General features: G+C 28.4%; 5 protein-coding genes. 2 read left to right on the top strand and 3 right to left on the bottom strand.

Annotated features, from left to right (window positions below; genetic code table 11):
* Together ACMHJW_RS14510 and ACMHJW_RS14505 are read left to right on the top strand one after the other, a co-directional pair.
* Positions 1 to 743, top strand: a 743-nt coding sequence (locus ACMHJW_RS14510) for a hypothetical protein (RefSeq protein ID WP_413534121.1), incomplete at its 5' end; no start/stop codon positions are given.
* A gap of 2 nt (positions 744 to 745) precedes the next feature.
* Positions 746 to 2,287: a DNA polymerase gene (locus ACMHJW_RS14505; protein ID WP_413534120.1), complete on the top strand. Its 1,542-nt coding sequence runs from the start codon at positions 746 to 748 to the stop codon at positions 2,285 to 2,287.
* Positions 2,288 to 2,413: 126 nt separating this feature from the next.
* Here the strand turns inward: ACMHJW_RS14505 and ACMHJW_RS14500 are convergent, their stop codons facing one another.
* From ACMHJW_RS14500 to ACMHJW_RS14490, 3 genes are all read right to left on the bottom strand, one after another.
* On the bottom strand, positions 2,414 to 2,602 hold the full coding sequence (locus tag ACMHJW_RS14500; RefSeq protein WP_413534119.1) for a helix-turn-helix domain-containing protein: 189 nt from the start codon (positions 2,600 to 2,602) through the stop codon (positions 2,414 to 2,416).
* A 1,679-nt stretch (positions 2,603 to 4,281) separates the two neighbouring features.
* On the bottom strand, positions 4,282 to 4,923 hold the full coding sequence (locus ACMHJW_RS14495; protein ID WP_413534118.1) for a DUF6266 family protein: 642 nt from the start codon (positions 4,921 to 4,923) through the stop codon (positions 4,282 to 4,284).
* Positions 4,924 to 4,978: 55 nt separating this feature from the next.
* A partial coding sequence (locus ACMHJW_RS14490; RefSeq protein ID WP_413534117.1) for a hypothetical protein occupies positions 4,979 to 5,190 on the bottom strand: 212 nt, incomplete at its 5' end.

Below are 5,190 nucleotides of genomic sequence, written 5' to 3'. Positions count from 1 at the left end.
GAACGAGAGATGTTCAAATTGCTGTACAAATGACATATAAATTGTTCAAAGATGCTATCTCTTCAACTGAAACATCTGATGAAAAATATCTTCAAAGAAGAAAATTAGCTTTTTGCATTCATAAATTGCAACTATTTGCCAGAACAAGAGTACTTAAAGATATTATTGATTTTAATGAGATTATACAATTTATTCTAAAGGAATTTGAAAATCAACCTTGGTTAACTTCTTCATTTATTAAATTATTAATGTCTGTTGAAAAATCGTATTTTAAAAAAGAAGATTTTGAAGTTTTGAAAGGTATTATTAAAAATAACTTGAAAAATATATATGAGAGTCAGACTTACTTCATATGGATATTTTTGAGTTACATGCAGTATAAAGACAACCAATTGATTGAAATAGCTATAAGAAACATTAAGAGTACGAATCAGATAAATCAAGCAAATACAGCAGGTTCTTATATTTATTTAGCATCAATTAATTGGAGAAATTATAAACAAGTAATGTTAAGTTCTTTTAATAAAGGAAATTTAAAGGGTAATTACTTTCTACAAAGAAATGCATTAATTGCACTACGTAATGTTAATCCTGATGAAATCGAGCACAAACATATTGAAGATGATTTAGAAGATTTACATAAAAAACTGTACGAAGAAGGAAAAGAAATTTATGTTTCTGATTTATCAAAATTGAAAATATCAGAACTTATACATAACACCCCAACCATTATCTCATTATAAATATGGATGTAATTGTAATTAAAATAGTTAAATATAATAAAGGTACTATAGAAAACATATACCATATAAAAGAAATAGGAAAAAGTTTAGAAACTCAAAAGGGAAAATTAGTTCTTAAAAATGTAAATACATTAATTTCCTTTGATTTTGCTAATATTTTAGTCGATATCCCTTTAGATGATAATATACATTATTTTGATTTAGAGAAAACTAATAGACAGCTTATTGGAAGATCTAAAAAAGAATTTTTGCCTAATAAATACCCATGGGTCATATGGAATGCACTGAAAAATATTGATTTTACACAACTAAACATTTCTGAAAAAGAATTCTTGACAAAATTAAAGAATTCTCGATGCTACTATTTAGGAATTGGAGATTATATTGACATAAGTTCTACTGTTCTTTTTTTAATGGATTGTTTAGAAATACTATATAAAAACATATTAAATAATTTAAATTCATCAAAAGAAAAAAATAGATACTTTAATATTGAAAGAAAACTTAATTCTATTTTATTCAAGGCAACAAAAAGAGGTATTCAAATTGATAAAGACAAGGTAAAAAATCATATAAAGGAAATCGATAAAGAATTATATAATCAGAGAAATTTACTTCAATTAAAATATGGAATATTTTCAAATAGTGATTATGAAAATATAAAATTGAATTTAGAACCAAAAATTCAATCCAACGTAACTTTAAATAGTAAAGAATTTTGGTCTTACTTAAAGATTAATAAAAATAATTACAAAATATTTGAAACCCTTCTATTAGAAAGAAGATTATCAAAAAACAAAACCATATTATCAAGAATAGGTAATCTAGAATCTGAAATTATTTATCCAAATTATGACTATTTTGGAACTATTACTGGTAGAATATTAGTTTATAATCCATCTTTACAGCAATTAAGTAGAAAATTCAGAGATATTATCCAACCAGAAACAGGTAAAAAATTATTATACCTGGATTTTTGCCAATTTGAAGCTGGTATTTTAGCAAGTGAAGCTAAAGATGATTTACTTATAAAAATGTACAATAATGAAGATATATACGACTCCATTGTTAAAAGTATTGGAAAAGAAACAATAAATAGGGAGCAAGCAAAAGAAATATTCTATTCTTATTGTTATGGAATGAAATTTCAAACTGATAATGATTTCTTTAGGCAATTTACTTCTTTACTTATTTATTCCAATGATATAAAAGTTGAGTTTGCTAATAACAATTATATATCTACAGCAAATGGTAATTTAAGATATAAAACACGAAATGTAAAAGATATAAATTCTGAAAATTGGTTAATTAGTCAAAAAATTCAAGGATTATCTTCCATTATTTTAAAAGAAATAATTATTAATGTATATGAAAATTATCCAGATATAGATTTTTTATTACCAATGCATGATGCTGTTCTTTATCAAGTTCCTGCAGAAAAATATGTTTCATATTCAAATATATTACAAGAAGTATTTAAATTAACATTGAAGAAGTATTGTCCCAAATTAAATCCTAAAGTTTCCGAAAAGAATTTTATTTAATGAAATATAATTAAATATACTTCACAAAACATTAAATAAAATAATTATACAAAACAATTAATTTTAAAAAGGTATTATTGTAAATATTTAAAATGAAATAAATATAGACTCCACTAAAAAAAGCTCTTATCCAAGAGCTTTTTTGTTAAAGAAATGTTTTGGGTAAAAGTACTTTTTACCGAGCTTAAAACAAGGAATCGTCTTGTTTCTGCTCATGCGATACAACGTTTTGTCACTAACGTTAAGCAGCCTTTTTAGATTTGTACTGTCATAGAATCCGTGATCTTTGACCGTGGGTTGTATATTCGAAATCAATTCAACTAAAAGAAGTTTTAACTCGTTGCTATCCTTCTCATTTTGTGTAAAAAAGGAAGTGTTTTGCTTGTTGTTTAATTATTTAAATACCAGCGAAATCCAAGTTATTATTAAATAAAAGAAATCATAAGAAGAAATGGAATAGAAGGGAGGATTGTATATTTCTTTTTTAATATTCAGATTCACTTTTAATAATGAATTTAAAATCCGACGATTTAGAATCGAGATGCAATTCAGCTCTAAATTATTGGAATAGATAAGTTGGAGTGTTTGAGTGAAACGAGTTGACAACTTTATGGAAATAATTTAGTTATTTGAATCATTGAGAGTCTACTGTCGGCATCTTTTTTTGTTTCGTTTTTTTAGATGAGTTTCCCCGAAGGGCATATGAATTCATTATTCATAAAATAATAAAGACTATGAATAAAAGTGAATGAAATATAGTTTTGAAAAACGAGAATAATCTTTCTATCACTTTTTTGAGAGCAAAAAAGTAATCAAAAAACTCTTGGCTGTAAACCTCTCTACTAAAAATGTTCTCATTTCACTAAACATTTTACAAACCCTTCGGGCTAAAATCTTTTTAACGCTGCATTCAAACATTTTCTTAACGTGAGATTTTTAATGCCATTTTTCCAATCCTTTTACAATATTCAAATTCACTTTTTAACAACAGATTCTAAAAACCGGCCCTATTTAAGAATGTTTATTTGTTGATATTTAATACTTTACATTGGCGTGTTGTTAATTAAAAAGAATTTAAACTCCGACGATTTAGAATCGAGATGCAGTTCAACTCTAAATTATTGGAGTAAAAAAGTTGGAGTGTTTGAGTGCAACGAGTTGCCAACTTTATGGAAATGATTTAGTTAGTTGAATCATTGAGAGTCTACTGTCGGCATCTTTTTTTGTTTCCTTTTTTTGGATGCTCAAAAAAATGAAAGTAAGAAATAAGTATTACCTAAGCTCCACTGGAGCTTCTCCTCTTAATTTCAAATGTTTTTGTGTCAAGACAAAAATGAACGTAATAAAATAATCAACTACTAATTTTCTTCTTGTTATCGTAAATTCAATTTAGAATTTCATTTCGTTGTCATTCTGAGTTTATCGAAGAATCTCATTATCTAATTATGATTTCGACTCCGCTCAATCAACGATTAACAATCTTAATATCATTTTCTAACCACATTTATTTAGTTTTACGTTCTACGCTTAACGTTTTACGTTTTTATTCTTTTTTAATATTCAAATTCGTTATCATTTAAATTCTCTCATCCCGCACCTCGAATTTCGAATTTCGCATCTCTCATCTCTCATCTCTCATCTAATCTGTACATACTACTTAATACTCAAAACTCAAAACTAACCACTCACCACTCATCTCGCACCTCTCACTTCGCACTTCGAATTTATACATACTACATAAGACATAATACTTAATACATTTTCGCGTCTCGCACCTCTCATTCCGCACTTCGCATCTCACATTTCGCATCTTACACCTAATTTGTACATACTACTCAAAACTCAAAACTCAAAACTAACCACTCACCACTCATACCGCACTTCGCACCCCGCATCTTTAAACCAAAAAAAACCGAGAATAAACGTCTATTTCTAAAACTTTATTCTCGGTCATAAAAAACAAATAATTGATTCTCGTACAAATCATACTTTTGTTACAACATTTTGTGTTTTCCTAGGTAAATACTAGTACTAGCTTGCGTTCTTTTCTCTGTGTTGAGGTAGATCCAAACATCAATTTCTTTGTTTTGATAGGAGCTAGGTAACTGAATACTTGCTGTAAGCGCATCACGAGTCGCAATCTCTTCAGAGATATAGAAGCTATTCAGATCCTCAGAATAACAAACTACATTCACCAAATCTGTTTCCTTCGCATTTCCTTGTCCTGAGTTATCTTCCCAACTAAAACTAAATGTTCCAGCTGTAGTAGCATCTATCTCGGGAAGTTGAAAATCGACCAATTCGCCTTTGGTGATGAGAACACGTGCTACGATAATAACAGGTAAGTTTTGTACCATTTCAACCGCATTGGTTAGGGTATAGGAAGTTGCGTTATTAAAACGAGATTGTTTACCTGCTTTACTTCCAAAATACATGTTTTGGATAGAGCGTAAAGGTTGTAAAAAATCGATGGTTTTCCTAAACTTTAACCGTTGGATTAATTGCTCCTCTGTGGGGGCTTTTTTTGATGTTTTTGGTAGACTTCGGATAATATCCTTTCCACGCCAGTTGACACCAATCACTGTTCCTACTTTTCCTGAGAATCCACCAAGGATTCCCTTTTTAATTTCTGCCATAATATCAAATTTTTTAGTTATGCAGTTGCAAGTTAGTGGTTTAATGTGTTGGTTTTTAGATTGATGGCGTAAGATGACCATTAAAGACAATTTTTGACCATAAAAGACCATTTTTGACAAATATGGCAGAAAATAGAAAAAAGACATAAAATGTAACCTTTCCTTTATTTAAGTGGGTTTGATGCAAAAATGATAAAATTAGAAATAAGGTTTCTTCGAGTGTTGTTCGAGTGTCCTTCGACAACTCTTCGGAAAAAGGGGTGTTTT

The organism is Empedobacter brevis (assembly GCF_965118635.1).
GTDB lineage: Bacteria > Bacteroidota > Bacteroidia > Flavobacteriales > Weeksellaceae > Empedobacter > Empedobacter brevis_A.
The sequence above is the reverse complement of the archived record's forward strand: the minus strand, read 5'-3'. Positions and strand labels throughout refer to the sequence as shown.